The sequence below is a fragment of the Flavobacterium anhuiense genome (assembly GCF_050990855.1).
Classification (GTDB): Bacteria; Bacteroidota; Bacteroidia; order Flavobacteriales; family Flavobacteriaceae; genus Flavobacterium; species Flavobacterium anhuiense_C.
In genome coordinates this window covers 1713730-1740195 of sequence record NZ_CP158861.1, presented here as the reverse complement: position 1 = coordinate 1740195, position 26466 = coordinate 1713730, and the positions used below count along the sequence as shown (strand labels likewise).

The 26466-nt window shown below is 33.2% G+C and carries 30 protein-coding genes; 16 read left to right on the top strand and 14 right to left on the bottom strand.

Annotation, left to right across the window (positions count from 1 at the left end; genetic code table 11):
- Positions 1-31 precede the first annotated feature (31 nt).
- The gene (locus ABTV69_RS07790) at positions 32-742 is read left to right on the top strand and encodes a HesA/MoeB/ThiF family protein (RefSeq protein ID WP_433835143.1); all 711 of its coding nucleotides are present in this window, start codon (positions 32-34) and stop codon (positions 740-742) included.
- Here ABTV69_RS07790 and ABTV69_RS07785 read toward each other — a convergent pair.
- From ABTV69_RS07785 to ABTV69_RS07770, 4 genes are all read right to left on the bottom strand, one after another.
- A complete protein-coding gene (locus ABTV69_RS07785; protein WP_433835141.1) occupies positions 739-1533 on the bottom strand; it encodes an MOSC domain-containing protein in 795 nt (264 codons plus the stop codon). The genes ABTV69_RS07790 and ABTV69_RS07785 overlap by 4 nt on opposite strands.
- Before the next feature lie 2 nt (positions 1534-1535).
- Positions 1536-2174: a leucyl/phenylalanyl-tRNA--protein transferase gene (aat, locus tag ABTV69_RS07780; protein ID WP_433835139.1), complete on the bottom strand. Its 639-nt coding sequence runs from the start codon at positions 2172-2174 to the stop codon at positions 1536-1538.
- Positions 2175-2327: 153 nt separating this feature from the next.
- Complete coding sequence (locus ABTV69_RS07775) at positions 2328-2699, bottom strand: DUF3127 domain-containing protein (protein ID WP_095927972.1); 372 nt, start codon at positions 2697-2699, stop codon at positions 2328-2330.
- A 34-nt stretch (positions 2700-2733) separates the two neighbouring features.
- Positions 2734-3609: a flavin reductase family protein gene (locus ABTV69_RS07770; RefSeq protein WP_433835137.1), complete on the bottom strand. Its 876-nt coding sequence runs from the start codon at positions 3607-3609 to the stop codon at positions 2734-2736.
- 160 nt (positions 3610-3769) lie between these two features.
- Here ABTV69_RS07770 and ABTV69_RS07765 point away from each other — a divergent pair, with 160 nt between their 5' ends.
- Entirely contained in the window at positions 3770-4921 is a 1152-nt protein-coding gene (locus tag ABTV69_RS07765; RefSeq protein ID WP_433835135.1) for a sensor histidine kinase, read from the top strand.
- 65 nt (positions 4922-4986) lie between these two features.
- On the opposite strand, the gene ABTV69_RS07760 is transcribed toward ABTV69_RS07765, so the two are convergent.
- Both ABTV69_RS07760 and greA read right to left on the bottom strand, forming a co-directional pair.
- A complete protein-coding gene (locus tag ABTV69_RS07760) occupies positions 4987-5376 on the bottom strand; it encodes an HIT family protein (RefSeq protein WP_433835133.1) in 390 nt (129 codons plus the stop codon).
- A 65-nt stretch (positions 5377-5441) separates the two neighbouring features.
- Positions 5442-5918, bottom strand: coding sequence for a transcription elongation factor GreA (gene greA / locus ABTV69_RS07755; protein ID WP_433835131.1), 477 nt, complete (start codon positions 5916-5918; stop codon positions 5442-5444).
- Positions 5919-6075: 157 nt separating this feature from the next.
- Here greA and ABTV69_RS07750 point away from each other — a divergent pair, with 157 nt between their 5' ends.
- A complete protein-coding gene (locus ABTV69_RS07750; protein ID WP_433835129.1) occupies positions 6076-6492 on the top strand; it encodes a hypothetical protein in 417 nt (138 codons plus the stop codon).
- A gap of 53 nt (positions 6493-6545) precedes the next feature.
- Here the strand turns inward: ABTV69_RS07750 and ABTV69_RS07745 are convergent, their stop codons facing one another.
- The 5 genes from ABTV69_RS07745 to ABTV69_RS07725 form a co-directional block, all read right to left on the bottom strand.
- Positions 6546-8714 (bottom strand): TonB-dependent receptor, encoded by a 2169-nt coding sequence (locus tag ABTV69_RS07745; protein WP_433835127.1) that lies wholly within the window; start codon positions 8712-8714, stop codon positions 6546-6548.
- 343 nt (positions 8715-9057) lie between these two features.
- On the bottom strand, positions 9058-9462 hold the full coding sequence (arfB, locus tag ABTV69_RS07740) for an alternative ribosome rescue aminoacyl-tRNA hydrolase ArfB (protein WP_433835125.1): 405 nt from the start codon (positions 9460-9462) through the stop codon (positions 9058-9060).
- A 1-nt stretch (position 9463) separates the two neighbouring features.
- Entirely contained in the window at positions 9464-11578 is a 2115-nt protein-coding gene (locus tag ABTV69_RS07735; RefSeq protein ID WP_433835123.1) for a DUF4301 family protein, read from the bottom strand.
- Complete coding sequence (gene pnuC / locus ABTV69_RS07730; protein ID WP_433835121.1) at positions 11539-12162, bottom strand: nicotinamide riboside transporter PnuC; 624 nt, start codon at positions 12160-12162, stop codon at positions 11539-11541. The genes ABTV69_RS07735 and pnuC overlap by 40 nt, the downstream gene beginning before the upstream one ends.
- Positions 12163-12183: 21 nt before the next feature.
- A complete protein-coding gene (locus ABTV69_RS07725) occupies positions 12184-12912 on the bottom strand; it encodes a geranylgeranylglyceryl/heptaprenylglyceryl phosphate synthase (RefSeq protein WP_433835119.1) in 729 nt (242 codons plus the stop codon).
- Positions 12913-13006: 94 nt separating this feature from the next.
- On the opposite strand from ABTV69_RS07725, the gene ABTV69_RS07720 reads away from it, so the two are divergent.
- The 3 genes from ABTV69_RS07720 (at position 13007) to ABTV69_RS07710 (ending at position 14368) form a co-directional block, all read left to right on the top strand.
- Complete coding sequence (locus ABTV69_RS07720) at positions 13007-13603, top strand: Crp/Fnr family transcriptional regulator (protein WP_433835117.1); 597 nt, start codon at positions 13007-13009, stop codon at positions 13601-13603.
- Positions 13604-13685: 82 nt separating this feature from the next.
- The gene (locus ABTV69_RS07715) at positions 13686-13973 is read left to right on the top strand and encodes a hypothetical protein (protein WP_433835115.1); all 288 of its coding nucleotides are present in this window, start codon (positions 13686-13688) and stop codon (positions 13971-13973) included.
- On the top strand, positions 13970-14368 hold the full coding sequence (locus ABTV69_RS07710; RefSeq protein ID WP_433835113.1) for a group III truncated hemoglobin: 399 nt from the start codon (positions 13970-13972) through the stop codon (positions 14366-14368). Before ABTV69_RS07715 ends, ABTV69_RS07710 begins: the two co-directional genes overlap by 4 nt.
- A gap of 113 nt (positions 14369-14481) precedes the next feature.
- On the opposite strand, the gene ABTV69_RS07705 is transcribed toward ABTV69_RS07710, so the two are convergent.
- Positions 14482-15132: a 4'-phosphopantetheinyl transferase family protein gene (locus tag ABTV69_RS07705; protein ID WP_433835111.1), complete on the bottom strand. Its 651-nt coding sequence runs from the start codon at positions 15130-15132 to the stop codon at positions 14482-14484.
- Positions 15133-15516: 384 nt separating this feature from the next.
- On the opposite strand from ABTV69_RS07705, the gene ahcY reads away from it, so the two are divergent.
- The 9 genes from ahcY to ABTV69_RS07660 all read left to right on the top strand — a co-directional run bounded on the left by ahcY (position 15517) and on the right by ABTV69_RS07660 (position 24734).
- Positions 15517-16833: an adenosylhomocysteinase gene (ahcY, locus tag ABTV69_RS07700; protein WP_433835109.1), complete on the top strand. Its 1317-nt coding sequence runs from the start codon at positions 15517-15519 to the stop codon at positions 16831-16833.
- 220 nt (positions 16834-17053) lie between these two features.
- Positions 17054-19372, top strand: coding sequence for a patatin-like phospholipase family protein (locus ABTV69_RS07695; RefSeq protein WP_433835107.1), 2319 nt, complete (start codon positions 17054-17056; stop codon positions 19370-19372).
- 294 nt (positions 19373-19666) lie between these two features.
- Positions 19667-20749, top strand: coding sequence for a hypothetical protein (locus tag ABTV69_RS07690; RefSeq protein WP_433835105.1), 1083 nt, complete (start codon positions 19667-19669; stop codon positions 20747-20749).
- Between the two features lie 42 nt (positions 20750-20791).
- On the top strand, positions 20792-21124 hold the full coding sequence (locus ABTV69_RS07685) for a DMT family transporter (RefSeq protein WP_433835103.1): 333 nt from the start codon (positions 20792-20794) through the stop codon (positions 21122-21124).
- Between the two features lie 73 nt (positions 21125-21197).
- Complete coding sequence (locus ABTV69_RS07680) at positions 21198-21662, top strand: GNAT family N-acetyltransferase (RefSeq protein ID WP_433835101.1); 465 nt, start codon at positions 21198-21200, stop codon at positions 21660-21662.
- A gap of 254 nt (positions 21663-21916) precedes the next feature.
- Positions 21917-22759, top strand: coding sequence for a bifunctional helix-turn-helix domain-containing protein/methylated-DNA--[protein]-cysteine S-methyltransferase (locus ABTV69_RS07675; RefSeq protein ID WP_433835099.1), 843 nt, complete (start codon positions 21917-21919; stop codon positions 22757-22759).
- A gap of 204 nt (positions 22760-22963) precedes the next feature.
- The gene (locus ABTV69_RS07670) at positions 22964-23677 is read left to right on the top strand and encodes a 2OG-Fe(II) oxygenase (protein ID WP_433835097.1); all 714 of its coding nucleotides are present in this window, start codon (positions 22964-22966) and stop codon (positions 23675-23677) included.
- A 216-nt stretch (positions 23678-23893) separates the two neighbouring features.
- Positions 23894-24139: an Ada metal-binding domain-containing protein gene (locus ABTV69_RS07665; protein WP_433835095.1), complete on the top strand. Its 246-nt coding sequence runs from the start codon at positions 23894-23896 to the stop codon at positions 24137-24139.
- On the top strand, positions 24126-24734 hold the full coding sequence (locus ABTV69_RS07660; RefSeq protein ID WP_433835093.1) for an alpha-ketoglutarate-dependent dioxygenase AlkB family protein: 609 nt from the start codon (positions 24126-24128) through the stop codon (positions 24732-24734). Before ABTV69_RS07665 ends, ABTV69_RS07660 begins: the two co-directional genes overlap by 14 nt.
- A gap of 4 nt (positions 24735-24738) precedes the next feature.
- Here the strand turns inward: ABTV69_RS07660 and ABTV69_RS07655 are convergent, their stop codons facing one another.
- Entirely contained in the window at positions 24739-25059 is a 321-nt protein-coding gene (locus tag ABTV69_RS07655) for an MmcQ/YjbR family DNA-binding protein (RefSeq protein WP_433835091.1), read from the bottom strand.
- 30 nt (positions 25060-25089) lie between these two features.
- Positions 25090-25845, bottom strand: coding sequence for an NUDIX hydrolase (locus ABTV69_RS07650; RefSeq protein WP_433835089.1), 756 nt, complete (start codon positions 25843-25845; stop codon positions 25090-25092).
- A 287-nt stretch (positions 25846-26132) separates the two neighbouring features.
- On the opposite strand from ABTV69_RS07650, the gene ABTV69_RS07645 reads away from it, so the two are divergent.
- A complete protein-coding gene (locus ABTV69_RS07645) occupies positions 26133-26390 on the top strand; it encodes a hypothetical protein (protein ID WP_433835087.1) in 258 nt (85 codons plus the stop codon).
- The last annotated feature ends 76 nt before the right edge of the window (positions 26391-26466 follow it).

The window sequence follows — 26466 nt, the reverse complement described above, 5'->3', positions numbered from 1 at the left end:
AACTCTAAAATCAGAAATCTAAAATTATAAAATGAGCATTATACAAGAATTCCTTCGTTATAACAGACAAACCATACTTCCTGAAATTGGCGACGAAGGTCAAGAAAAATTAAAAAAAGCACGAGTTTTAGTAATTGGAGCTGGCGGTTTAGGCTGCCCAATTTTACAATATATTGCTACGGCTGGAGTTGGTTTTATCGGAATTATGGATTTTGATACTATTGAAATTCATAATCTTCACCGACAAATTTTATATACTGAAAGTGAAATTGGTCAGCAAAAGTCTATTGTTGCCCAAAAAGTAGTTTCTAAATTAAATCCGTTGATTGAAGCTGTTACGATTAATGAAAAATTAACTATTGAAAATGCTTCAAAAATTATTGAACAATATGATATTGTTGTAGACGGTTCTGATAATTTTTCGACTCGATATTTGGTCAATGATACTTGTATTGAAATGAAAAAGCCTTTGGTGTATGGAAGTATTTTAAAGTTTGAAGGACAAATTGCTGTTTTCAATCATAATGGAAGTAAAAATCTACGTGACTTATTTCCGGAAATGCCAGATCCAAAAGATGTTCCAAATTGCAATTTGAATGGCGTTTTAGGAACATTACCTGGAATTATAGGCAATATGATGGCTCATGAAACGCTTAAATTGATTCTAGAATTACCAACTTTAAACAATGAATTGGTAATTTTCAATACTTTAAACTGGAATTTTACGAAGCTTAATTTTTAGAAAACAACCTCATCACCTACACTGATAATTCCTGAATTCAGACTAACAATATTAGTTCCGAATAAAACGGAGTTGTCTACATTCCTGTATTTGCTCAAGGTCTTTAGAGGTTCTTTTTTTACAATTCCTTTCTGCGGATCGTTGTTTACCATAATGCATCTTCCGCAAGGTTTTATGTTTTTAAACTGAACTTTTCCAATTGTAAAGTTTTTAAAATCATCTTCTTCGTGAGCATTTTTTGTGCTTACAACGATGTTTGGACGGAATCTTTTAATGGTAATTTTTTCTTCTAATTTTTCATTTAAAAAATCTAGACTTTCCGTTCCAATTAATAAATAGGGATACCCATCGGCCAAACTAACATTGTATATTTCATTTGTTCTTGAACTTTCATGTTTACGGGCACCAATTTTATTGATTTTCACCAATCTGCAATCAAAACCTAATTTATCGCTAAACCATTTTGAAGAATCTTTATTTACTTCGAAAACTTCACTTTTATCATCCCAAACCTGCGATTCTATGGCAGTATCTAAATGTTCTGTAATCGAAAATTCATGTGTTTCTCCTTCAAAAGTAATTTTAATTTTATCTCCTGAAATCTCTGGATAAAACTGACTCATGATTGGGTATTCTCTTTGCGTAACATGAACATTTTCAGCATTAATCAGCATCCATCTTCTATCATTTTCAAAGCCCATTTCTTCTGCATTAGCACTTTTCAAACTAATACCTGCCAAACTTTTTATTGGGTAGATATAAATTTCTTTTACACTGTAAACTGTACTCATTTTTATTTACTTTTTAAAATGGACATAAATTCTTCGCGATCAATTTCGCGGCAACCCAAACTTTCTAAATGCGGATTATAAACCTGACAATCTAGTAATTTGTAATTTTCTTTCTTCAAATATAAGGCTAAAGCAATAAATGCGGTTTTTGAAGCATTTGAAACTTTAGAAAACATACTTTCTCCACAGAAAATATCTCCCAGATCAATTCCATATAAACCGCCAACCAAAACATCGTCTTGCCAAACCTCAACAGATTTTGCTATTCCTTCTTTATTTAATTTGCAATAAGCTTCAATCATTTCATCAGAAATCCAAGTTCCATCTTGACCTTCACGTTTGATCTTTTGACAATTAGAAATTACTTCTCTGAAATTCTTATTGTAAGTAACCTTAAAGATTTTCTTATTGAGAATCTTTTTCATGCTTTTGGAAATTACCAATTCATCAAAAAACAATACCATTCTTGGATCTGGCGCCCACCAAAGAATGGGTTCTCCTTCATTAAACCAAGGAAAAATACCACTTTTATAAGCCAACTGCAACCGTTCTGAACTTAGATCACCTCCTACAGCCAAAACACCTTCTTCATCGGCTTCGGTTACCGGTGGAAAAAATAAATCATTGAATAAATAATACATCTTTTAAAATAATCAAATTTTAAATTGCTTCGCCTGTTCGCGAACGCTCGAGTCCAAATTCCAATCCCTCTTTGAATAATAAAAAATTCCAAATCCCAAATTCAGTTGTATGAATTGGAATTTGGAATTTTCAATATCAGAATTTCTAAACTCTTAGAACGGTAAATCGTCTGGTTCGTCTTCGTTAATGCTTGTTGCTGGTGCGAAAGTTTCTGCAGCTGGCATTGGCGCTCCTTGTGCAGGTCCTTCTGGAGCTAATCTTTCGATTCTCCAACCTTGAATACTATTGAAATATCTAGTTTCTCCTTGTGGATTAACCCACTCTCTTCCTCTTAAATTGATAGAAACTTTTACTGCATCTCCTTGTTTATAGCTACTCAATAAATCGCATTTATCTTGTGTAAATTCGATTAAAATATGTTGTGGATACTGCTCCTCAGTAGTAACAACTAACTCTCTTTTTTTGAATGAGGCACTAACTTGCTGCTCTGGGTTAACCACTTTTACTTTTCCTGTAACTTCCATCTTCGTCTATATTAATTATTGTTTCTATTTCTTTTTATTTCTTAGCCAAAAGCACTTTCCAAGCCGATTCTACATCGCCATTATCCAGATATTTTTTGGCTTCTAAGTGTACTTTTCTCTGGTCATCTGAGCTTAAAACTCCTTTGACTGCGAAATTTTCTTTCACAAATATAGTAACTTCTTCTGTTGTAGGCAAGGATTCTATGTTGCCCAATTTTCCCAAATCGTTCCCATCAAAAACATCGCTTTCTTTTACAAAACTAGGTATCGCATCTACTCCTACTCCTAATGTTGTCAAGGGTTTTGCCACTTCAAAAAGCCCTTTATTTGATCTTGAATACCAGTTGTTTCCAAGTCTCGAAACCAAATCTATTTTATGTTGGTCAATTGCTCCATTTTCATCTAAAATAGATTCTGCAATATGAATTTTCACTACTTCGCACAAAATCAAATTCCCTGCTCCTCCTTCTGTACCTAACGGAATAATCTGCGTAATCTTGCATTCAAACTGAACTGGAGATTCTTTTACTCGATATGGTTTTACAAGATCTGACGGAATTTGCGTTAATCCCGCTTTGATAAATTCATTTACTCCATCTCCATATTCTGTACTTGCTAAAGAAGTTTGCTGTACGATATCGTAATTTACAACATTAATCACAACTTCTTTTGTTGCTTCGGCATTAATTAAAGTGTGCTTAATCGTATTATCTCGAACACGTCTTGATGGAGAGAAAACCAAAATTGGCGGATTGGCACTGAATACATTAAAGAAACTAAATGGAGATAAATTAGGAATCCCTTCTTCGCTAATTGTACTTGCAAAAGCAATAGGCCTAGGACCAATTGAGCTTTGCAGATAGCCTTGCAATTTGACCGTTGGAATCTCTTTTGGGTTAATACTAATCATACTTTAAAATTTGGACAAAATCTCATTTTTGCAACTACAAAAGTATTGAAATGGTTTAATTCGAAGAAATAGTTTTACAGATAAAAACGAAAAATCTTTAGGCACTGGCAAAATATAAAATGTATATATTTCGTTATATTTATACCTCAAAATAACTGATATGTCTTTTTCTGAAAGAACAAATACAATCCGCTGGATTATTATCTCTGTTTGTTTTATAATCATTTCTCTAATTCTTTGGAACACTTATTCTTTCTTCCAAATTTTTAAAAATGAGGAGCGTTTAAAAATGAACTTGTTTGTAAATGCACAGATTACGCTTGTAAATGCAAACGAAAACACCGACGTAGAACTACCTCTTCAAATTTTTAGCAACAATACTTCTATTCCGGGCATTATCATGCTTTATGATAATGTGGTAAGTTCTGTAAACGTTCCAGATGAGATTCTCAATGATAAGAAAAAAAGAACGGCTTTTTTAAATAAGCTAAAGAACGAGAATGAACCAATTACTTTTGAATATGCTCCAGGAAAATATCAAACCTTGTATTATGGCAATTCTGCATTATTAAACAAACTGAAGTATTATCCAATTGCGTTGCTTCTAATTATTTTTCTTTGTATTGCTTTAATTTATAATTTTTACAAAAGCACTAAAATGGCGACCCAAAACAAACTTTGGGCGGGAATGGCGAAAGAAACGGCACATCAGATTGGAACTCCACTTTCTTCATTAATTGGTTGGGTAGAAATTTTAAAAACCGAAAATATAGATTCCTCGATTAGTACCGAAATTGAAAAAGATATTGAACGTTTGCAAACCATTACAGATCGTTTCTCTAAAATTGGTTCGATTCCAGTATTAGAACTTCATGACATAGTGGAAGAAACCAAAACGGCTTATGAGTATTTGCAATCTCGTTTTTCTAAACAAGTTGCCTTTTCATTTCAAGCACCAAATGAACCCATTTTAGGAATGATAAACCCAACATTGCACAGCTGGACTATAGAAAATTTGGTAAAAAATGCAATTGATGCTATGAAAGGAAAAGGAACACTAGATCTTCAGATCGAGCAAGATGTGCATCAGGTAAAAATCAATATTAAAGATTCAGGGACCGGAATTCCTAAAAAGCAATTTAAAACTATTTTTGAAACGGGATATACTACAAAAAAGCGTGGTTGGGGACTAGGTCTTTCTTTAACTAAAAGAATTGTAGAAGAATACCACAACGGAAAAATTAAAGTCCTTAATTCTGAAATTGGAAAAGGAACGACTTTTCAGATTGCATTAAATAAAAAAGTGCAGTAATCAATTTACTGCACTTTAAATATATAACTAATGGCTTCGACTTCGCTCAGCCTGACAATTCTGTATTACAAATTAGATTGAATATCTTTTGCTAAAGCTTCGAATTCTTCTTTTGAAAGCGATACTTTATTAATGAAACGCATTTCATCCATTTCGTTTAACGGAATTAAATGTACGTGAGCGTGAGGCACTTCAAGCCCAACAACAGCGATGCCGACTCTTTTGCATGGAACTGTTTTTTCTAGGGCTGCAGCAACTCTTTTTGAAAATTTCATTAAACCTAAATACAAATCCTCATCCATATCAAAAATCTTATCGATTTCTTGCTTCGGAATACAAAGCGTGTGTCCTTTAGCATTTGGATTTACATCTAAAAAAGCTAAATAATTTTCATCTTCAGCGATTTTATATGCAGGAATTTCTCCGTTTACTATTTTAGTGAATATTGATGCCATTTCGTTTATTTGTTTAATCGTTTATTCGTTTAACCGATTTTAACGATTAAACGGTTAAACTAGAATTAGTCTCTTGTAATTTCAAGAATTTCGAATTTTAAAACTCCATTTGGAACTGTAATTTCAGCTACCTCGCCAACAGATTTCCCAAGTAAACCTTTACCAATAGGAGAAGTTACAGAGATTTTTCCTGTTTTTAAATCGGCTTCACTTTCCGCAACAAGCGTATATTTCATCTCCATTCCGTTACTTTGGTTTTTGATTCTTACATTCGATAAAACCAAAACTTTAGAAACATCTAACTGAGATTCGTCAATTAATCTTGCATTTGCATATACTTCTTCTAGTTTAGAAATTCTCATTTCTAATAAACCTTGTGCTTCTTTTGCGGCATCATATTCTGCATTTTCAGACAAATCTCCTTTATCTCTTGCATCTGCAATATCTTGAGATGCTTTTGGACGCATTACACTTTTTAAGTGCTCCAATTCATCTTTTAATTTTTTTAATCCTTCAGCTGTATAATAAGATACTTTACTCATAACTTCATCGTTTATATAAATACAAAAAATCCCATCGCGACGGGATTTTCTTACCACAAATATACTATAATTTTTAATAGTACATAATTATATGTTAATCATATAGATTTCAAATCTAAATAAATTATTTTTGTTTTAACTAATTCTGATTCAAATAATGAAAAAAATCTGGTTTTTTATCGCATTTTCTGCTATTTTATTTTCTTGTAGCGACAACAACAGAAGCAACAACAATCCTTACATTCCCAATTATTCTATAAACGCCTATCTTGACTACAATCTTCCGACTTATAATAATTTAAGATATGTAAGTAATCCTGTTTATGTAGCCAATTATGGTGCAAAAGGAATTATTGTTATGAAAACAGGCGAAGGAACTTATACTGCATTTGATGCAGCTTGCCCAAATCAGGCTTTGACTTCTTGCACAGCCATGACACTAGACGGAATTTATGCCGTTTGTTCTTGCGATAAAACACAATATAATTTATTTACAGGACTTGGAGGGAAAGAATATCCAATGAAACAATATCGAGTAGAATATTCCGGGACTGTTGTTCATGTATATAATTAAGACACAAAAAAAGCCTGAAAATTATTCTTCAGGCTTTTTTATGTCTTAATTTGTTAGAATTTCAAATTTAAACCAATTAAGAAATTTGTTCCCGCTTGGGGATAGTAGTATGGATAAACATCCCACATGTATCCATTTGAAACATATTTTTTATCAAAAATATTATTTACTAAAGCAGTAATGGCAATCGATTTGAAAATTGATTTAGGTTTTATTTCGTAAGAAGCATTAAAATCATTTACAAAGTAATCTGCCAGTTTTGCTGCCGGAAGTTCAATATTATTCATGTATTGTTCTCCAACGTATTTTTGCAATAACGAAAGATACAACCCTTCAATTGGTTTATACACGATAACGTTTCCTGCGATAACTTCTGGAGAATAAGCAATTTTTGTTGTACCGTAAAATTCTCCATCAACTGCTAAATCAACATTTTTGTTGCTGCTTAAAGTAAAGTTTGGTCTTAAAGTAAATTTCTCAGAAAGCGCAATTGTAGCATCAAACTCAAAACCTAAACGGTAACTTTTCTCCGTATTGGCACGAATTGGGTTTCCAACATCATCTAGTCTTCCCGTTAAGATTAGCTGATCTTTATACGCCATATAATATACATTCGAATTCAATTGGAATTTCTCTGTATTAAACCTCCAGCCCAACTCGTAATCGTTTAATTTTTCTGGTTTTACGTTTCCACCTTCGTAATCTGTTCTATTTGGCTCACGATTCGCTCTTGCGTACGAAAAATATAAAGTGCTATTTTGAGTAAAAGCATAATTTAAACCCGCTTTTGGGTTAAAGAAATTGAAGTTATCGTCTACTAAACCAGTTTCTGCACTATTCGCTTTATATGTTACATTTCTATATTGCAGATCTCCGTACAGACTTAATTTTTCTGTGAATTGATAATTTGCTTTCGCGAAAATATTACCGTCTGTTTTTGCCGAATAATCATCGTAATAATGATCTCCTAATTCAGATTGAGAAGCGTATCTAGCCCAGATTACTTTTCCGAAATGATCTCCTTCGTATTTGTTCCAGCCTCCGCCTACTATAACATTCAAATCTTCTGTTACATATTTAGCAGAAAAAGTAGTTCCGTAGAAATCATTATCCAACCATTTTTGGCGAATCAAATCTGTAGTTGTCACAGCTCCAACGGGATTTAAACCGTACTCCGTCATGTCTGCATCTTCTTTGTAATTTTCGAAATACCCCTTTCCTTTTGTGTAATGCAACGCAAAATTTGTACTCCATTTATCAGAAAGAGATTCGCTCCAATGCAATTGATAATGGTCTTGATTGTAATTATCCGTTTCATTATCATAATAACGCGTTACACCAAACTCATCTGTGTATTCTCCTGCCGAATTATATTTTCTGTTATCGTTTAATGTTTCTCCGTCAATTCCGTTCCAAGATTGATATGTTTTTTGAGTTCCACCAAAAACCAAAGCTTTGATCAAGGTTGTTTTGCCAACATAAGTTCCTTGAAGAAAATACGATTTTAAATCTGCGCTTCCTCGATCAATATAACCATCTGTTTTTATTGTAGACAAACGTCCAGCAATTTCAAAATGATCATTCATCAAACCAGTGCTAAATTTCACTGTGTTTTTGAATGTATTGAATGATCCAGCAGAACTTGAAATCTCGCCAGTTGCTTTATTAGCATAATTATCTGTCAATAAATTTAAACTAGCTCCAAACGCACCCGCTCCATTTGTAGACGTTCCAACTCCACGCTGCAATTGAAGACTTTCTACAGAAGAAGCAAAATCGGGCATATTTACCCAAAATGTTCCTTGACTTTCTGCATCGTTGTATGGAATTCCGTTTATGGTAACGTTTACACGTGTTGCGTCGCTTCCACGCACTCTAATTCCGGTATAACCAACGCCATTTCCTGCGTCTGAAGTAGTTACAACCGAAGGCATATAGTTCATCAGAACAGGAATATCCTGACCTAAATTTCTATATTTAATTTCTTTTTTGTCCATATTACTAAAACTCACCGGAGTCTTCGAAGTAACACGAACCGCAGAAACCAAAACCTCATCAAGAGAATTTACTTTTGTAGAGTCTTTTTGCTGTTGTTGCGCAAAAGAGTGCAGAGTAAAGAAAATAGAGGATAGAGTAAAGAAAATAGATTTGGTTCTATTTAGATTTTCAACCTTAGAACCTTTACAACTTAGTACCTTAGTACCTTCAAAAATAGTTTTCATTCGTAAAGAATTACGAATAAAAGGGGGAATTATTCTTTTGTTAAATTAATAAATGTGTTTCCCGACAAAATAAAGTGTGTAAGCTCGATAGTGTCGTTTTTCCCTTAGCAACATTACTCGCTCAGGTTCTTTGGGTATGATCTCAGCTCGTTATTTAGAGCACCCCTTTGAGACAGTGCAAATTTAGTGTTAAAATATTTAAAACGCCAAAAAAGAAATTCTTTTTAAAATTCCAATTTGTGAAATTCCAAATATGATTTCTTTAAATTCAAAAAAAAAAAAATCCAAATTCCAAAATAGCTTTCTACGACTGTTTTGGAATTTGGTATTTTAAAATTGGTATTTACTCTAACTTTGGTTTCCTTCTTGATTGTTTCAAATCAGAAATGTTTTTCTTTTCTTTGATTCTCTTTTTAATTGCCGCTTTAGGTACTTTTGTAGCCTTTCTAACTTTCGGAACATACAATCCTTTTTTGACAATTTCCAGAAATCTTTTAATTACAATTTCTTTGTTTTTAAGCTGACTTCGGTCTTCGTCGCAGTTTAAAATCAGGATGTTTTCAGATGTTAAACGTGCCGCTATATTTTCTTTCAAAAGCAATTTTTCATCATCAGATAAAGCTTGTGACGCATTTAAATCAAAACTTAGAACTACTTTAGACGAAACTTTATTTACGTTTTGACCGCCAGAACCACTACTGCGGACAGCTTTAAAGTTTAATTCTGATATGATTTTTTCTGCTTCCATATTATTGTGGCTGATGTGCCGCTTTCAATAAATCGTTTACCGTTTTTACTGGATTAAAAGTAATCAATGGAACAGCAACGAAAATCGTTAACCAATTAGCCATTGAACCATTCCATAATCCTGGTAACTCATAACTTCTCACTGTTTTTCCTTCAAAACTTTTTTCTACAATAAAACCAGCTTTCTGATCTACAAACTGTAATAAATCGAATTTCTCGTTTTTATAGTTTTTAATACCACAAACCAAATCTACTGGATTGAAATGTGTTGCTTCAGCCAAAATAATCTGCTGTTTTTTATTAGTCAAATCTACCTGAGAGGTTTCAACAATTTGAAGTGAGACTTCTCCTTTATCATTCAAAACCCAAAATGGCCCTCCTCCAGGTTCTCCTTCATTTTTAACCATTCCGCACACACGAATTGGTCGGTCTAAAAGTTCTTTAACCTTACTTAATTTATTCTCAAAAGTAAATTTATTAAAATCGTTATTCATCTCAATATTAAGCTTCTCCTTTAAAAACAATACAATACCTTCTAAATGACTTTCTAAAATTTCATTTTGATCAATTGCTTTCAAATAAGAAAAAACTTTTTGCTGTATTTCAATTAAAACACCAGCCAAAGACTTTTTATACAACGTAATTTTGTCTATATGATTCTGAATAACATTATCTATATTTTTTATAAAAATTACATCTGCATCCAGATTATTTAAATTTTCAATTAAAGCACCATGACCACCTGGTCTAAAAATTAAATGACCATTTTTATCTTTTACTAATTGATTATCCTCATAAATAGTGATAGAATCTGTGCTTTTGTTTTGATATGAATATCCAATATTGATTTTTACGCCTGAAGGCTCCTCAATTTTTTGTATAACCTCATCAACTCCTTTGTAAAATAAGTTTTGGTGGATTTCTGAAACTGTAAAATGCAAATTAGAAACCATATTTGAAGTAGCATAATGCACACATTCATTTAAATGTTCTTCAATTGGATTCGCAATATGAGTTTCATACCAATGGAATGGCAATACTGCTTTTGGTTTATTCGCAAAATCAAAATACTCAGGAGCAAGTAATAACTTTATAAAGTAGTAATTCTTGTAATCTCTTTCAAGGGTTTCAAAATCAGGATAAATTTCCCTTAATTTTTGGTCTACTTCGTTAAAGAATGGAAGCTTCTCCATACCAACAATAAAAAGAGCTAATTCTTTATCTTTTTTTCTATTGATATAGGCATTTATAGTTTCTTTCTGAAGATCAAAATCATTTAAGAAAGCAGTTAAAAATTTAAACATTCTTGTTGCCGCACCTGAAGCTGGAACAAATTTTTTAATTTTTAATTTTTCTTTCTCGTCATCAAAAAAAGAAACTTTTTCTTCAAAGTCACTTTCTGACAAACTTAGAATTCCATTACCAATTGTCGCAGGATTTACTAAATTACTCTTTACAATTCCGTTATTAAAAAACTCTAACTGCTTTAAAATAGCATCAAAAGAAATTCCTCGATTATATACCTGCACAAAATCTGCAGATGAGAAATCATGTTCTTTAGCAATAGTCAAATTATCAATAATCGATGTTGCTTTTGCCAATCTCGCTTCTTTATCACCAGATAAGATTATGAAAGGCTTTTTTGTATCAATTAAAGTTTCCTTAAAAACAGAAAACACCGTTTCTCTTCCTTCAGGAGTATCGCGAATATCGTCTTTTTCCCAAGGAACATCAATGTCTGTTAAGAAGAACAAATCGTATTCATGCTTTAATGCCGCTTCATTCAAAAGCGGATCACAAAAACCGTAATACATTTCAGAAAACACCTTGGTTACCATCAAATTGGTATCACAGAACAAATATTTGTTTGCCCTTGCCAATTTCTCGTTTTCTAATGCAGTCTGCCCATAAGCAATAGGCATCATATCATCAGCTACACAAATATGCTTATTCTCTTCCCATTTTTCTTGCAAATAATCACGTGCAAACTCAGGAACCCATTCTGTTTCGTAGTACTCTGCAAGCTGTTTTGCTAAGGTTGTTTTACCTGTACTTTCAGGTCCAAACAAAGCAATTTTTATGATGTTTGTTTTTTGCTGTCTAAGATCTTTCTCCATTCTAAATAAGCTGAAATAGCCAAAATTGTAAAAATTATATACTGAAGTGACAACATCCCTAAGCCGCGATAAGCATAAAGAGGCACAACAATAATATCACCAATAATCCAAAGTGTCCAGTTTTCTATTTTTTTTCTGGCCATGTACCACATGCCAGCAAAAAATATCCCTGACGAAATCATGTCAACATAATTGTCTTTATGAATTTCATAATCGAAATACTTATAAATCCCGAAAACTACAAAAACGGTTACAATAAACAGTAAGATTCCGATTATTTTTTCATTAAAATTTGTACGGGTAATCGGTAGGTTGTCTTCTGCAGTTCCTCCTTTAGCCCATACATACCATCCGTAAATACTCATAATGGAGAAATACGCATTAATGATCATGTCGCCTATATAGCCTGCAATATATAATAGATAAACTGATATAACAGTAGCAATTAATCCTGTTGGATAGACCCAAATGTTTTCTTTTTTAGCAAACCAAACACTTAAAATCCCACAAACAAAAACTAAAAACTCTAAAGCAATATGCCATAAAGGTGCATTCTTATAACTGTCTAGAAAAAAATCTATCATTGATAAAGTGGTATTAGGCATTTATAGGTCAAAAAAATGACTGTTGTTTTCAAAAGCAGTTCCAATAACGACCAAATCTGCACCAGCCATATATGCTTTTTGAATTCCTTGCAAATCTACAATTCCCCCACCAACAATAACAGGAATTTTTACATTTTGAGAAATCAGTTCAATCATTTCTGTCGGAACGGGTTGTTTTGCGCCACTTCCTGCTTCTAAATAAATCAATTGGTTTCCTAACATTTCACCCGCCTGAGCCGTTGCCAGAACCAAATCAAGATTTTCTCTGCTTAAAGGTTTTGTTTTGCTCACACGGGCAACAGCCGTTTCATTACCACTTTCGATCAAAATGTAACCTGTAGAAATGACTTCTAAATTAGTCTTTTTAAGAATTGGCGCCGCTTGAACTTGATATTCGATCAAATAATCTGGATTTCTGCCAGACAATAACGATAGAAACAAAATGCCATCAGCTTTTGGCGAAATCTGAGATGGATCTCCAGGAAATAAAATAACGGGAAGGTTAGTCTTTTGTTTTAATGCAGCAATCAATTCCTCAAGAATTGTATTCTGAACAATACTTCCTCCAACAAAAACATGTGTTGCCGGAGACCGATTAATTTTGTCAATTAAATAATTCAAATTTTCCAGTTCAATTTTATCCGGATCCAAAAGTACTGCCAGTAATTTTTGGCCGTTACTTTTAGCATCTAAAATTTGTTGTCTAATCGTGAGTACTTGTTCTTGCATACAGGGTGTAAAAGTAAAAGATTTTTAATGTAGAAGAACTATCTTGAATGAATTATATTTGTTGAACGTTTTTTGATAACGTAAATAATACATTATGATTACAGTTGAATTACTAGAAAAATACGGTGTTATAAAAAAAGCATTTGACAAAAATGATTTTATTTTCGAAGAAGGAAATCTGCCATTGCACTACTATCAAATTATTTCTGGTGAAGTAAAGATGAGTAATTATAATGATGACGGACGCGAATTTATTCAAGGTATATTTTATAACGGTCAATCTTTTGGAGAGCCTCCTCTATTTTTGAATCAAAAATATCCTGCGAATGCAATTGCTGTAGAAAACGCTGTGATCTTTATTCTTCCAAAAGAAAACTTTATGAAGCTTTTAGAAGAAAATCCAAAAGTCAGCATTACAATAATTGAAAACCTTGCACAGCGACTGTACTATAAATCAATTATGGCTGCAGAAATTTCGACACATGAACCAGAACATCGTGTCTTAAAACTAATCGATCACGGAATTGCCTATTTTAATTTTCAAAAAGACAAAAATGGCTATTTGATTAATTTTACTAGACAACAAATTGGAGATCTAACTGGTTTACGCGTCGAAACCGTCATTAGAACCATAAAAGCGTTAGAGAAAAAAGGCGAATTGAAGATTATAAATCGAAAAGTATACAGATAAAAAAATTCTCTTTTTATGATTAAAGTCATAAAATGCAGCACTATTGTCGGCGTAAATTTGTTGATATAAAAAACTGAATATCATGACACTATATCAAACAACATTCGACATTTTCAATAGAAATTATATGGGTTCTGCTGCAATGGCAGTAATTGGACAAAGCTGTTTAGGAGGCGCCGCTGCAATGTATGTTCTAGCTAATGGAACTTCAATTCCGCAAATGATTCAACTAGGAATTATTGTTTTAACTTGTGTTTTCGCAAATACCTCTATCTTGGCGCAAATGAAACACAAAGTAGTTTTCAACCTTATAATGTTAAGCGGATTTTTAAGCCTGTTCTTTATACTTTTAAATAGTTTAATTCTATGAGAAAACAAATAGAAAATAGAGCTGATGTTTCCTTTTTGGTTCATCAGTTTTATGGTAAAATAAGAGCCGATGAAGAAATCGGCTTTTATTTTAATGAAATGATTTCTGATTGGGATGCGCATCTCGAAAAACTAACTGATTTTTGGGAAACCAATTTATTTGGCGTTCGCAAATACAAAGGGAATCCGCATGCGGTTCATAATGAAGTCGATGCTCATTTTGACGAAAAAATCACAACAAACGAATTTGGAATATGGTTAAATCACTGGTTTCAAACTATAGATGAGCATTTTGAAGGAGAAAATGCTGATACATTAAAAAGACGTGCCAGAAAAATGAGCACTTTTTTATATATGAGTATGTTTCAGCATAGACAAAAAGAAAGTGAAGTATAAGTCCTTGCGAGGAACAAAGCACTCGAGTGAAGCGAACGGAGCGTAAGCTAATCACACTAAGATTGATTTAGCAAATGAGATTGCTTCGTTCCTCGCAATGCCCAACTTTGTCGTTACTTCTCAAAAGCATAAACCAAAGTAAACTTACCTTCAAAATTATCTGATTGGACTTCTTGATAATGCACATCAAAGTCTTTTATGAGATTATCAAAATGAAGGCTTGATAAGGTTTTACTTTCGTTTAAAGAAAAATCATTTACGTTAATATGATCTTTAAAACTAATACCTTTTTCATTTCTGATTTTAAAGATCGCCTCTTTGGCTCCCCAAATTACGGTAAGTTTTTTTATGTATTCTTCTACAGATGACGGATCTAAATAATCGCATTCAAAATCTGTAAATTTATCCGCAATTCTCTGAATCTTTTCTCGCTGCAATTCCATATCAATTCCAACCTTTTCATGGCTGATGATAATCGCTGCAAAATGGTAGGAATGCGTAATTGAAATATGATTATGACAGTCGAAATACGGTTTACCAAATTCGTCATAATGCAGGTCTTTATCCGTAAAGCCCATTTCCTGAATCAGCATCCGAACGCTTAAAAAAGCACGCTGATGCATTTGAGACTTCATCCCGTCCAATCTTCGTTGGGTTTTTTCCTTCAAAGTAACCTGACTGTACAATTCATCAAAGGATTCGGTTATTTCCCAAATTAAAATTTTAGTAGTATTGTTAAATTGTATGGTCTGAAATAAAGGCATTTCTTTTTAAATGTAAATTATGAATGGTGAATTGTAAATTTAATTTTAAACCATATAAGTCATATAAGGAAATATAACTGTGGCTAAAATTAATGTATTAGTAAATATAAGCAATTAGTAGCAAAGGTAATGGTTAAGAAACCTTTTTAAATAAACTTATATCACTTATATATTTTAAAAAGCATAAGCAATTAGCGACAAAGGTAATAGTTAAGAACCTTTTTAAATGAACTTATATTACTTATACGGTTCAAAAACGATTCCTAAACTAACATTCTAGAGATTAAGAAATTAAAGATTTCACAAATCTTACAGAAAATAGTAAAATTCAAAAGCTATTGCTTAAATTTGCAAAAAATTTACAATTAGACAAATATAATATAAATGAGTACTACAACAACGCCTTATGTGGCTTTCAAAGTAAAAGACATTTCTCTAGCGGCTTGGGGAAGAAAAGAAATTGAACTAGCTGAAGCTGAAATGCCAGGTTTAATGGCACTTCGCGCTGAATATAAAGACGAACAACCATTAAAAGGAGCTCGTATCGCTGGATGTTTACACATGACGATCCAAACTGCTGTTTTGATCGAAACTTTAATTGCTCTTGGGGCAGAAGTTACTTGGTCTTCTTGTAACATTTTCTCTACTCAAGATCAAGCTGCTGCTGCTATTGCTGCTGCTGGAATCTCAGTTTACGCTTGGAAAGGTCTTGACGAGGAGTCATTTGACTGGTGTATCGAGCAAACTTTATTCTTTGGTGAAGAAAGAAAACCATTGAACATGATCTTAGATGACGGTGGAGATTTAACTAACATGGTTATTGATCGTTACCCAGAATTAGTTGCTGGAATTAAAGGTCTTTCTGAAGAAACTACAACTGGTGTTCACAGACTTTACGAAAGAGTAAAAGCTGGAACTCTTCCAATGCCTGCAATCAACATTAACGATTCTGTTACTAAATCTAAATTTGACAACAAATACGGATGTAAAGAATCAGCTGTAGATGCTGTACGTCGTGCAACTGACTTAATGTTAGCTGGAAAAAGAGTTGTTGTTTGTGGATACGGTGACGTTGGAAAAGGAACGGCTGCTTCTTTCAGAGGTGCTGGTTCTATCGTAACTGTTACTGAAATCGATCCAATTTGTGCTTTACAAGCTGCAATGGACGGTTATGAAGTTAAAAAATTAAACACTGTAATTGCTAATGCTGATATCATCATTACTACTACAGGAAACAAAGATATCGTTCTTGGAGAGCACTTCGAGCAAATGAAAGATAAAACGGTTGTTTGTAACATTGGTCACTTCGATAACGAAATTGATATGGCTTGGTTAAACAAAAACCACGGTGCATCTAAAATCGAAATCAAACCACAAGTTGACAAATACAACATCAACGGTAAAGATATCATCATCTTGGCTGAAGGTCGTTTAGTAAACTTAGGTTGTGCTACAGGTCACCCAAGTTTTGTAATGAGTAACTCATTTACAAACCAAACTTTAGCTCAAATCGAATTATGGAACAACAGTGCAGCTTACAAAAATGAAGTTTACATGTTACCAAAACATTTAGATGAAAAAGTTGCTGCTTTACACTTAGCTAAATTAGGTGTTGAACTTGAAGTTCTAAGAGAAGATCAAGCTGCTTATATTGGTGTTGAAGTTCATGGTCCATTTAAACCAGAATACTACAGATACTAAATCAATTTTAGATTTAAGATTGTAGATTTCTGATTTTTAGAAATACATCAAACCCGACAAGTTTTTAAAACTTGTCGGGTTTCTTTTTTGTTTCAGGTTTCAAGTGACGTTGCATAAACTTGAAACAATTTTTCCTCAAAAAATCATTCTTTTATAAATATTACTTATTTTTAATGTTTGAAATAAGTCTCTATTTATCAAAGTAATAAATGTTATAGATTTGAAAAAAGCATCTTATTTACTCGTCTTCTTATTTTTAATAAGTCTCTCTCAAACTACTTTTTCTCAGGAAAAAAAGCCAAAAGTCGTATTAGTCTTAAGCGGTGGTGGAGCAAAAGGAATTGCTCATATTCCACTTTTGCAAAAACTTGACTCTTTACACATTGTCCCGGATCTTATTGTTGGAAATAGTATGGGAAGCATCATTGGCGGTTTGTATGCAATGGGCTACTCTGGAGACAGCATTGAAACAATGACCAAAAATATTAACTGGGATAAACTCCTTGGCGGAGGCCAATCGTTGCGAGCTGTAAGCGCTGAAGAAAAAAGAGAATTTCAAAGATATCTTGTTGGAATAGGTGTTAAAGATGGTAAACTTAATAGTATTGGTTCCCTTCTAAACGATCAAAATCTTAGAGAATATCTTTCCGAATTGACCTTTCCTGTCTATAACGTTAAAGATTTTGACAGTCTGCCGATACCTTTTAGAGCAATGGCTACAGATTTGGCTGAAGGAAAAGAAGTTATTTTAAGCAAAGGAAGTTTAGCTTATGCCATGAGAGCCAGTATGTCTTTGCCTGCGATTTTCAAACCAATGCCATACGAAAAATCAGTATTGGTAGATGGCGGAGTACTAAATAACTTCCCAACAGATGTTGCCAAACAAATGGGTGCCGACATTATTATTGGTAGCGACGTGGGTGGCGGAATGGAACCTGTCGACAAACTAAATAATATTATGACTGTGCTAATGCAAACCAGCATGTTTCCGAGTAATATTAAAAATCCCGCAAATCGTGATTTGTGCACGATATTAGTAGATCACCTGCCCAACCTGCGTTTCTCAACGGCAGATTTTGCCGATAGCGATGAAATCTATAAAGACGGTAGAATTGCAACAAATCAAAATCTTCCTGCCTTAATTGAGCTATCTGAAAAACTAAAAAAATTTCGGCAACGCACTCACCAATTGCCCGATATGCCCAAAGAATTTGTTCTAGACACTATCGTTTATAAAAAAATAAGTCCAGAAAACCTTCCTTTGGTAATAGGGAGAGCAAATCTTAAAACAAATGTAAAATACACCACAAAAGATTTAATTGACGGGCTAAATAGAGCTATGGGAACTAATCTTTTTGAAGAGATAACCTACAGCTATTTCATAAAAGACGAAGACAAACTCGGAATCACCTTATTTGGATTTGAGCGCGCCAAAAATCAGCTAAACACTTCAATTCATTACGATACCTACAGAGGTGTTGGCATCATTTTTAATTACACTGGAAGAAACGTTCTCGCGGATGCTTCCCGTCTCTTGATAACCGCTGATATCGCAGAACAGCCAAAAGCTAGAATCAATTATCAGAAAAATTTTGGTGGGCACAGAGAATGGTGGTGGATGACTGAAGGTTATGGTGCTTTTTTGAGGCAAGAAATTTACATCAATGGAAAGGCTTCAGATAATATGCTTTACAATGCTTTCGAATTCAACAATGAAATAAACAGAAATTTAAACTCTCTAAAAAGCTACTTCGGTTTTGGCTTAAATTATCATTACACCAATTTAAAACCAAAGTACAATCGGGAGTACAATCCAAACTCCCCTTCATTAAATAACTACAATTTTAATAATATCGAATTCAACCTCCACTATTCCTATAACGATATGGATAAAGTTTTCTTTGCTACTAACGGAACCATAATAAAATCGAATATTTCAAGATCATTTCTCACCGATATAGAGGCTTCTCTTAATGATCCAGAATTAAGCACTATTTCGGGCTCAACAAATGGCTATACAAAATTTGGTTTTAGTTTTGAAAGAAGAGTAACTTTAAAAAAGAAAGTTACGGGAATTGCCGGCTTTGATTCTTATTTTATTTTTCAAGATAAACTTAAAGAAAATGAACTTTCATTTTCAGGTTTGGGTTTCGCCGCAAAATATTTCTTAGGTGGAATAATTCCAAGTTCTGGCAGTAATCGCTTTCAGTTAGCGGGTCTTCACGAAGATGAGTTAAATGTTACGCAATACATGGGAGTTAAACTCGCTTCTCAAGTAAATATTACTGGAAAAATCTATTTGACACCGCATTTTAATATTGCAACCGTTGGCTTTGATACTTTTGACAATTACATCGACCATGCCTTTAATCCTAAAGGAAAATGGGACGACAATATTGAACCTAGCCTTGTCATATCAGGAGGAGCGGCCATTTCCTATCAGTCCATTTTAGGTCCAATTCATTTTGATACATCTTGGATAAATAATATAGACAAAGTAAGATTGTTTTTCAGCGTCGGATTGTCTCTTAATCCTTAAAATAAAAGTTTTAGGTTTTAGGTTTCAAGTTTCAGGTTTCAAGTTTGGCCACATTTTTTAACAAAACAGAAACTTGAAACAAAAAGATCATTTGGGCGTGCCAGCATCACGATAAGAGGGCAAATACACTTTACGCTTACTTGCCCTCTTATCGCGATGCTGTCGGGCTATCCATGCTACTTCGGTAGCTTATTCCTATCCCTCACGCTCACGTTTTTTAAAAAAGTAATTTAGTTAATCCAGAATATTTCATTTCCAAAAACGTTATCCTATCTTTAGGCTAAATATTTTTTTATGAAAAAAAATCTTGCACTTCTTATATACTTTTTCTTCAATTCTTTGGCATTTGGGCAAAGCAATGATATTTGGATTTCATTTTCCAACAAAGACAGTACGCTAATAGGATTTAAAGACAAAAGTGGTCTTATTAAAATTGAACCAAAATTTTCAGGCCCTATTACGGCAAACAAATTCGAAAACATAATAGCCGTTACTGGAAAAGAAAACGATATATGGAAAAATTATTATTTAACTAAGCAAGGAAAAATTGTTGGACAAGACAGCTTATATTTTTTTGATAATACTCCAGACTGCGAAAACGAAGGATATATTAGATTTACAGATTATAAAACCAATAAAATGGGAATCTTCGATGGAAAAGGAAAAATCGCGATACCAGCCCTTTACAGCAACTTAACAAAAGTAAGAAACGGAATGATTATTGTCTTAAAAGACGCAATAAAAACAAAAATTGACGATGAACATTTTACATGGACTGGAGGAAAAGAATTTCTCATTGACATTAACAATAAAATCTTAATTGAAAATTTCCCATACAATGATGATCTTAATTTTTATTCCCTAGAAAAATCAAAAGAGTCAAGTAAAGACAAAAAAAGAGATAGCTTTCTTGGCATTGATGGTTTGTATTATTCGTTCATCAATTATGATAAAGAATTTAAATATTGGCTAGAAAATACCTTGCTCAAGGATTTGTCTAAGGCTAATTTAGAGAAACATTCATTCGATAAAATTACGTATTGGAAAGAACCTGATGGCTGGATCAACGCACCTAAAACTAAATTCATCAGTCAGAATTACACTTATTTAAAACTAAAACTTCAAGAGCTTAAAAACACAAACTCAGATTACTTTATCTCTTCTAACGGATTAAATCCGTTTATTTTTGAATCGGACGAATATAACATCTATTTCAACAATTGCAACGAATCTAAAGATTGGCAATATCCTGTTAAGAACATTATAATCAATCCGAAAAACAAAACAGATCACGGACAAGATCATTTTGAATTTTTGCGAACAGAAAGCGGTTATAAATTGATTAGTGTTTCTTCAGCAAAAGACAATCTGAAATAATTCATTCCGCTTTAAAGTTTATCTTTGCAAAAAGCCAAACTCATGAAGAATTTCTTATTTCTATTCGCAGCCATAATCTTCGAAATCATTGCCACATCGGCATTAAAAAAGTCTGAAGAATTTACGAAACTGCTTCCGAGCATTATAACTGCTATTGGTTATTGTGGCGCGTTTTATTGTTTAAGTTTTGCAATCAGGACAATTCCTGTTGGTTTTGCTTATGCGATTTGGTCTGGAGTTGGGATTGTTTTGATTACTATTATCGGAGCTATTTTCTTCAAAGAAATCCCTGATTTACCAGCTATTATTGGCTTGGCATTGATTATAATTGGTGTAATTGTAATTAATGTTTTTTCAAAAACTGTAGCGCATTGAATCATTTTAGAGTATTATGATAGTATCATTTGATACTATCACGACCTGAAAACAACTATAAATCAATTATATAATGATCTTCAAAAAAGCCACAATTTCAGACTTAGAAGAAATGCAAAAATTGTACGTCGAAACCATTCAATCGGTTTGCAAAAACGATTATAATCCAGAACAAATTGAAGCTTGGATTTCTAGTGTAAAAAACAAAGAGCGCTGGATTGACGTTATTGAAAATCAATTTGTATTACTTTCTATAATTGAAAATCAAATTACAGGATTCGGAACGTTGAAAGATGGAAATTACATTGATTTTTTCTACATGCATAAAGATTTTCAAAGACAGGGAATTGCATATAAAATCCTAAACCAATTAGAACTAGAAGCCAAAAATAATCGTTCAAAAGTTATAACTTCAGACGTAAGTATAACAGCAAAAACCTTTTTTCAAAAGAAAGGATTTGTTGTAAAAGTCGAGCAAAAAAATATTCGTTTGGGAGTTGAGCTGATCAATTATAAAATGGAGAAGGAATTACAATAAATATACATTTCTCAATTCCGATAATTCGGGAGCAAGGTTTTATTTAAGTTTTACCAATCTTTGTGTTCCTTCGACTTCGCTCAGGATGACAATTTTAAAAAAAACTTTGCGCCTTCCCGACTTTGCGAGCCAAAAAAACATTTGCGAACTTTGCGTAATTCATAGCGCCTTTTGCGGTTATAAAAAACAAAGCAAGTTTCAGATTTTATACCTTCTAAAACCAATCGATATTTGTATTATAAAATGGAAAGAAGATGAACACACAGGAAACCATCAATTATAATCGTATCGCTGAAGCTATAGATTATATCAAAGCTAATTTTAAGGATCAACCCAATCTCGATGAAGTTGCGGAAAAAGTGCATTTGAGTCCGTTTCACTTTCAAAGGCTTTTTAGCGAATGGGCAGGAACAAGTCCGAAGAAGTTTTTGCAATATACCAGTATCGAACACGCCAAAAAACTACTCAAAGAAAATCAGGCAACTGTTTCTGAAACCGCTTTTGAAACAGGTCTTTCGGGCACCAGTCGCCTTCATGATCTATTTGTAAACATCGAAGGAATGACGCCTGCCGAATATAAAAACGGAGGAAAAAATCTCGACATAAATTACAGTTTTGCCGAAAGTCCGTTTGGCAATATTGTTGTGGCTTCAACACAAAAAGGCGTTTGTTTTATGGCTTTCGCCGAAGATGAAACGACTGGATTTATCGCTTTACAAGATAAATTTCCGAACGCCCAATTTTCTAAAAAACTCGATTTATCGCAACAAAATGCGCTATTTATTTTTCAAAACGATTGGAGCAAATTATCCGAAATTAAACTGCATTTAAAAGGAACCGATTTTCAACTAAAAGTCTGGGAAGCTTTACTCAAAATCCCAATGGGACAATTGTCTACTTACGGTTCTATCGCAAATCAAATTCAGAAACCAAATGCATCTCGCGCCGTTGGAACAGCTATTGGAAGTAATCCTGTTGCATTTTTAATTCCATGTCATCGTGTTATCCAATCCTCAGGAACATTTGGCGGTTATATGTGGGGAAATACCCGAAAAACAGCTATTATCGGCTGGGAAGGCGCGCAAATAAATCCTTAAAAGAAGAAATTCCAAATTCCAATGATAATAGAGACGCACTGCAGTGCGTCTACGCAATCATAATCCATAAAGATATTTTTTCTCGCAGATTTAGACAGATTTTCTAATCATTGTAATCCTTTAATCTGTGGCAAAAAAAGGCCAATCTTTGAGTAGACGCACTGCAGTGCGTCTCTACAATAAAAAAAATTAATTTCTCATTTTATGCAAAATATACAATCAAAAATTGCTTCTCAAAATTGGGAAAGCATCACCGAATCTATGCACGAAAATGGTTTTGCCATTATTCCAAATATCCTAAATAATGAACAATGCGAAGACTTAAAATTCGATTATGACAATCCAAATTTATATCGAAAAACCGTAGTTATGGAACGCTATCGCTTCGGTTTAGGAGAATACAAATATTTCAATTATCCCTTGCCCGATTTGATTCAGGATATTCGTTCTTCTATTTATCCTAAACTGGCTCCGATTGCTAATTCTTGGATGAAAGCTTTGAATATCAGTAAAGTTTTTCCAATACATCATTCCGAATTATTACAGCAATGTCATGAAAATAATCAATTGAAAGCGACGGTTTTAATTCTAAAATACGGCAAAAGCGGTTTCAATACTTTGCATCAGGATTTATATGGAGACGTTTATTTTCCAATTCAAATTGTACTTTTTCTAAATGAACCTGACAAAGATTTTACTGGAGGCGAATTTGTTTTAACACAACAAACGCCTAGAGCGCAATCAAAAGCGATTGTTTTAAAACCTAAAAAGGGAGATATTCTCGTTTTCACAACCAACTTCAGACCTGTGAAAGGAACAAAAGGGTATTATCGTGTCAATATGAAACATGGTGTAAGTGAAATTCATTCGGGGGAAAGATATACGTTGGGGATTATTTTCCATGACGGATTGTCTTAACACAAAGCATATCGTAGAGACGCACTGCAGTGCGTCTACGCAACGCTAATCTACAAAGAAATTTTTCTCGCAGATTTGGCAGATTTAAACAGATTTTTTAATCATTATAATCCATATAATCTGTGGCAAAATTAATAAATTATAGTTAGATGCTGGACAATCTTTGCGTAGACGCACTGCAGTGCGTCTCTACGATAAAAAACACCTAAAAAAGAAATGGTACAACATTATGAAATTTCAGATTCCGATCTTCGAAATAAAATTAAAAATGGCGAAATTTGCTTTGGTGGCAACCGAAAATTAAAAATCTACGGAACACTGAAATGTTCTTCGGGAAAGAGAATGAAACGGGAAAATCGGGTTTTCTTTCTATCTGAAAATGAAGCCCGAGAGAATGGTTTCAGACCTTGCGGACATTGCATGAAAACCGAATATCAAAACTGGAAAAATGGACTTATTTAATCCTCAAATAGACGAAACAACAAACCTGCTTCCGAAAGATGGGACGGTGAATTATTATGGAAAATGCTTCTCTAGACAGGAAGCAGATTTCTATCGTGATACTTTATTGAACACCATCGAATGGAAAAATGATGAAGCTGTTATCTTCGGAAAATTGATTTTAACCAAACGAAAAGTGGCTTGGTACGGCGATGAGGAATTTGAATATACGTATTCGAATACCACCAAAAAAGCATTGCCTTGGACTCCTGAACTTTTGGAATTAAAGAAAATTATTGAAGAAAAAACGGGAGAAACGTTCAATTCTTGTCTACTAAATTTATATCATACTGGCGAAGAAGGAATGGCGTGGCACAGCGATGCTGAAAAAGATTTAAAGAAAAATGGTGCCATTGGATCGGTAAGTTTTGGTGCAGAACGCAAGTTTGCTTTTAAACATAAAGAATCTAAAGAAACAGTTTCAATGATTTTGGAACATGGAAGTTTATTGGTCATGAAAGATGAAACGCAAACGTATTGGTTGCATCGATTACCTCCGACAAAAAGCACTCAAAAACCTCGAGTAAATCTGACTTTTAGAACGATTGTGAGATAACATGTTATTTCTTTTTTGTGGCAACATTTTCATACGAAAGTATTAAAGCATCCTCAAACATTTCGGGTCTTACTCTTGAAAGTTCAACAATGGTCCAGCCTTGTTTTCCCCATTTATTGGGAACTTCATAGAAAATCTTTTCGCTTGACGAACAAAAAACAGACTGGTCTATTTCGTTTAATTTTAATACGGCGTGATTGTTTTTTTCATCAAAAGTGGCAAAAATCTTCTTTTTGATTCTGAAGGAAGTTTTCTCAAAATGAGGCTCTTCGGTTGCATCTGGAAATGACATTGCTAATTTTCTGAATTCTTCAATTGAAACCATAAATATCATTTTAAAGATTAAAACTAACTATTACCAGCCCTGATTGAGGCCGTTTTTCAGCACCTCATCGTATTTTTCTTTATCAAAAGAATACAAATTTGGTGCTTTGTGCGCAACGTTACTTTTCTTTTCATCCAATTTAGTAAGGATTCCGATATTGGTAATTTTGCGTAAAAAGTTTCTTCGATCTAGTTTTTTATCCAAAATCGTTTCATACAATTTTTGCAATTCTGGAATGGTAAATTTCTCTGGCAATAAATTGTAACCAACTGGCATTAAATTCAATTCTGTTCGTAAAGTATCCAATGCTTTGTCGAGAATTTCTTTATGATCTAAAATCAATTCTGGAACTTCGTTATGATCAATCCATTCAACGACTTCATATCTTCCTGTCGGATTTGGAAGAATTTTAGAAAAATCTACCAAAGCATAATATCCAATTGTAACAAAACGGCGAGTGAGCCATTTTCCTTTTTCTTCTTCAATTTGCAGATATTCGAGCGCTTTTTTATCAAAATGCTGCTTGTTTCGATTTACTTTTCCAAAGGTTGCAAATTGCCTTAAAAATACACCGTCAACACCTGTTCTACCATTCAAAACCGTGATTGCTGCCGTATCAATATCTTGATCTACAGGAATAAATCCGCCGGGCAAAGACCATTTATTGGCGCGTTCCACTTTAATCAATAAAACTTTTAACTGATTATCATGAAAACCAAAAATGACACAATCTATCGAAAGTCCTGGTTGGTAATTTTCGTTATTATCTAAAATGTCTTTTAACATCCGATTTTGTATGAATTCTTTATTTTAATAACGTTGCAATTTACTTCATTTTTATAAACCTCAAATATTTTCTAAAAACAAAGGGCTAATTTTCAGTAAAAAACAGAAGTGTTGAAACTACAATTTTAACGAAAATTTAAAATCAAATTTAAAAAAAATAAGTACATTGCGTCATAATAACACATTATTGATTTTAATTTTTAAAATTAAGATCAAATACAAAGAAAAATAATACAAGCTGTTTCCATTTTTCTTCAAGTGAGCGTAGAAATCTAAATACAGAAGTTATGATTACCAATCCTTTAAAAGACATCAACAAAAAAATTACAACGAGAATCTGGTCTTCGTTCGGATTTGTTTCGAAAACCTATCTTCTGGAAGAATCTCTAAAATATAGTGAAGAACAGGAGCGAATTTTCAACGAAATGATTGTTGAAACTGATGCAAAAGATAAAAAAGCAAAAAGAGAAGCTTACGAAAAAGCGTTGTATGCATCTTATAAAGGAATTGGCGCAATGGATTTTATAAATACAGTCTTAAAATAATACTACGCATTTTTATAATTTATAATACGGGCCTCACTTCGGTGAGGTTTTTTATTATAAATTTCATACTAGCATG

What these genes read in the sequence shown, in the direction of transcription:
- ABTV69_RS07790 (WP_433835143.1), top strand. Translation starts at nt 32, where the DNA reads ATGAGCATTATACAAGAATTCCTTCGTTATAACAGACAAACCATACTT.
- ABTV69_RS07785 (WP_433835141.1), bottom strand. Translation starts at nt 1,533, where the DNA reads ATGAGTACAGTTTACAGTGTAAAAGAAATTTATATCTACCCAATAAAA.
- aat (WP_433835139.1), bottom strand. Translation starts at nt 2,174, where the DNA reads ATGTATTATTTATTCAATGATTTATTTTTTCCACCGGTAACCGAAGCC.
- ABTV69_RS07775 (WP_095927972.1), bottom strand. Translation starts at nt 2,699, where the DNA reads ATGGAAGTTACAGGAAAAGTAAAAGTGGTTAACCCAGAGCAGCAAGTT.
- ABTV69_RS07770 (WP_433835137.1), bottom strand. Translation starts at nt 3,609, where the DNA reads ATGATTAGTATTAACCCAAAAGAGATTCCAACGGTCAAATTGCAAGGC.
- ABTV69_RS07765 (WP_433835135.1), top strand. Translation starts at nt 3,770, where the DNA reads ATGTCTTTTTCTGAAAGAACAAATACAATCCGCTGGATTATTATCTCT.
- ABTV69_RS07760 (WP_433835133.1), bottom strand. Translation starts at nt 5,376, where the DNA reads ATGGCATCAATATTCACTAAAATAGTAAACGGAGAAATTCCTGCATAT.
- greA (WP_433835131.1), bottom strand. Translation starts at nt 5,918, where the DNA reads ATGAGTAAAGTATCTTATTATACAGCTGAAGGATTAAAAAAATTAAAA.
- ABTV69_RS07750 (WP_433835129.1), top strand. Translation starts at nt 6,076, where the DNA reads ATGAAAAAAATCTGGTTTTTTATCGCATTTTCTGCTATTTTATTTTCT.
- ABTV69_RS07745 (WP_433835127.1), bottom strand. Translation starts at nt 8,714, where the DNA reads ATGAAAACTATTTTTGAAGGTACTAAGGTACTAAGTTGTAAAGGTTCT.
- arfB (WP_433835125.1), bottom strand. Translation starts at nt 9,462, where the DNA reads ATGGAAGCAGAAAAAATCATATCAGAATTAAACTTTAAAGCTGTCCGC.
- ABTV69_RS07735 (WP_433835123.1), bottom strand. Translation starts at nt 11,578, where the DNA reads ATGGAGAAAGATCTTAGACAGCAAAAAACAAACATCATAAAAATTGCT.
- pnuC (WP_433835121.1), bottom strand. Translation starts at nt 12,162, where the DNA reads ATGATAGATTTTTTTCTAGACAGTTATAAGAATGCACCTTTATGGCAT.
- ABTV69_RS07725 (WP_433835119.1), bottom strand. Translation starts at nt 12,912, where the DNA reads ATGCAAGAACAAGTACTCACGATTAGACAACAAATTTTAGATGCTAAA.
- ABTV69_RS07720 (WP_433835117.1), top strand. Translation starts at nt 13,007, where the DNA reads ATGATTACAGTTGAATTACTAGAAAAATACGGTGTTATAAAAAAAGCA.
- ABTV69_RS07715 (WP_433835115.1), top strand. Translation starts at nt 13,686, where the DNA reads ATGACACTATATCAAACAACATTCGACATTTTCAATAGAAATTATATG.
- ABTV69_RS07710 (WP_433835113.1), top strand. Translation starts at nt 13,970, where the DNA reads ATGAGAAAACAAATAGAAAATAGAGCTGATGTTTCCTTTTTGGTTCAT.
- ABTV69_RS07705 (WP_433835111.1), bottom strand. Translation starts at nt 15,132, where the DNA reads ATGCCTTTATTTCAGACCATACAATTTAACAATACTACTAAAATTTTA.
- ahcY (WP_433835109.1), top strand. Translation starts at nt 15,517, where the DNA reads ATGAGTACTACAACAACGCCTTATGTGGCTTTCAAAGTAAAAGACATT.
- ABTV69_RS07690 (WP_433835105.1), top strand. Translation starts at nt 19,667, where the DNA reads ATGAAAAAAAATCTTGCACTTCTTATATACTTTTTCTTCAATTCTTTG.
- ABTV69_RS07685 (WP_433835103.1), top strand. Translation starts at nt 20,792, where the DNA reads ATGAAGAATTTCTTATTTCTATTCGCAGCCATAATCTTCGAAATCATT.
- ABTV69_RS07680 (WP_433835101.1), top strand. Translation starts at nt 21,198, where the DNA reads ATGATCTTCAAAAAAGCCACAATTTCAGACTTAGAAGAAATGCAAAAA.
- ABTV69_RS07675 (WP_433835099.1), top strand. Translation starts at nt 21,917, where the DNA reads ATGAACACACAGGAAACCATCAATTATAATCGTATCGCTGAAGCTATA.
- ABTV69_RS07670 (WP_433835097.1), top strand. Translation starts at nt 22,964, where the DNA reads ATGCAAAATATACAATCAAAAATTGCTTCTCAAAATTGGGAAAGCATC.
- ABTV69_RS07665 (WP_433835095.1), top strand. Translation starts at nt 23,894, where the DNA reads ATGGTACAACATTATGAAATTTCAGATTCCGATCTTCGAAATAAAATT.
- ABTV69_RS07660 (WP_433835093.1), top strand. Translation starts at nt 24,126, where the DNA reads ATGGACTTATTTAATCCTCAAATAGACGAAACAACAAACCTGCTTCCG.
- ABTV69_RS07655 (WP_433835091.1), bottom strand. Translation starts at nt 25,059, where the DNA reads ATGGTTTCAATTGAAGAATTCAGAAAATTAGCAATGTCATTTCCAGAT.
- ABTV69_RS07650 (WP_433835089.1), bottom strand. Translation starts at nt 25,845, where the DNA reads ATGTTAAAAGACATTTTAGATAATAACGAAAATTACCAACCAGGACTT.
- ABTV69_RS07645 (WP_433835087.1), top strand. Translation starts at nt 26,133, where the DNA reads ATGATTACCAATCCTTTAAAAGACATCAACAAAAAAATTACAACGAGA.